The sequence below is a fragment of the Plantactinospora sp. B24E8 genome (genome assembly GCF_039871735.1).
Taxonomy (GTDB): domain Bacteria; phylum Actinomycetota; class Actinomycetes; order Mycobacteriales; family Micromonosporaceae; genus Plantactinospora.
Genome location: NZ_JBDPMH010000074.1, coordinates 1 through 1,701, shown reverse-complemented (window position 1 = coordinate 1,701; position 1,701 = coordinate 1). Strand labels below are relative to the sequence as shown.

Annotated in this window: 1 protein-coding gene; it reads right to left on the bottom strand. The window is 68.5% G+C overall.

Going from position 1 to position 1,701, the window contains the following annotated elements:
* Window positions 1-187: 187 nt before the first annotated feature.
* The gene (locus tag ABGB21_RS36800) at window positions 188-1,576 is read right to left on the bottom strand and encodes an IS1380 family transposase (RefSeq protein ID WP_347658663.1); all 1,389 of its coding nucleotides are present in this window, start codon (window positions 1,574-1,576) and stop codon (window positions 188-190) included.
* Between the last annotated feature and the right edge of the window lie 125 nt (window positions 1,577-1,701).

Sequence of the window (1,701 nt, the reverse complement as noted above, 5' to 3'; positions counted from 1 at the left end):
CCTCAGCCTCGATCCACCGATGCGGTTCGTGTTGATCGCAGTTGAATAGATTTGATCCGATGTGGTTTCGGGGCAGGGTGGATTCGCCGATTACGTGGTCGGCTTGCTCGGGGCAGGGTTGTGCGGGGGTGGGGCGGGGTTCGTGGCCTGTGGTCGGGGCCGCCTGGTTCCGGTCGGTATGTGGTGGTCAGCCGGGTGCGGTATGGACGGCGGTGAACAGATTCTCGAACGCGGCCTGCCAGGGCCAATACTCGGGTAGGTGCAGGTGGATGGTGCGGGCCCGGTGCGCGAGGCGGGCGGCGACGTTGACGATCCGGGTCCGGATCGTGGTGGTTCGGGCGGTCGTCCAGGTGCCGGTGGCGAGGTGCCCGGCGGCCCGGGTGAGGTTGTGGGCGAGTCCGGCGCAGGTCAGCCAGGCGGCGTTGGCGTTGAACCGGCCGGAGGGCAGGTGGGCGAGGGGGCCGGCGATCAGGTCGGCGTTGATTTGCTCGATGACCGCGTGCTGCCGGTGCTGGGCTTCGGCCTGTACGAGGGTGTAGGGGCTGTCGGTGAAGACCGTGTGGTACCGGTAGGCGGGCAGGAGTTCTTCCTGGCCGGGGGCCTGAGCCGGGTCGTCGCGGCGGATCCGGCGCACGATCAGCCTTGCGGTCACCGCGTGCCGGGTGCCGGCGAACGCGGTGTAGGTGGTCTCGGCGATCTGCGCGTCGGAGATCCACCGCCCGGCGTCCTCGTCCCAGACGGCCCGCGGATATCGGATGTCGATCCACTGGTCCTCGGCGATGCCGTCGCAGGCGGCGCGGATCTTGGTGTCGATGCGGGTGGTGACCGAGAACCGCACCTGGTGGCGTCGGCAGGTGCTGATGACCGTCTTGGCGTAGAACGCCGAGTCGGCCCGCACGACGATCTCGCCGGTCGCGCCGCAGGCGCGGGCGGTGCCGATCGTCTCGGCGATCATGCTGGCAGCGCCCTTGCTGGAACCGGTGTTACCCGAGCGCAGCCTCGTGGCGGCGACGACCGGCGCCGACAGCGGGGTGGACAACGTCGCCACGAGGGGGTTGTAGCCGCGTAGCCAGACGTTGTAGCCACCGACCTTGGCGTGACCGAACCCGATGCCCTGCTTCTGCTTGCCGTAGACCCGCCGCAGCATCGAGTCGATGTCCACAAACGTCAACACGTCCGCGCCGGCCAGGATCGGTACCCGGCCGGCCAGGCCGATCAGGGTGTCACGGGCGGCGGCCTGCAACTGCCGCACGTGCCCGTGGGTGAAGGTGCGCAGGAACGAGCCGAGCGTCGAGGGTGCGTACACGCTACTGAACAGTGACCGCATCCCGCCGTGCCGAGCCACGTCGAGGTCATCGATGCTGTCCGCACCGGCGATCATCCCGGCCACGATCGCGGCGACCTTGCCGGCCGGGTTCGCGCCCTTGTCCGTCGGCAGGCTCACCCGGTCGGCGACCGCGTCATGCAGACCGGCCTGCTCGGCCAGGCGCATCACCGGGACCAGACCGGCACACGACACCAGATTCGCATCATCGAACGTCACGGCCGTCACCGGCGCGTCATAGCGTAATCTCACCTGCGAGGTGCCCTCTCGAACCGAGCGATAGAAGCCTGAAGCACTCCTATCCTTCCAGTTCAGAGGGCACTTTCTATCTCCGGGGTCCTGCCGGGCCGATCTTCATCGGTGGATCGAGGCTCAGC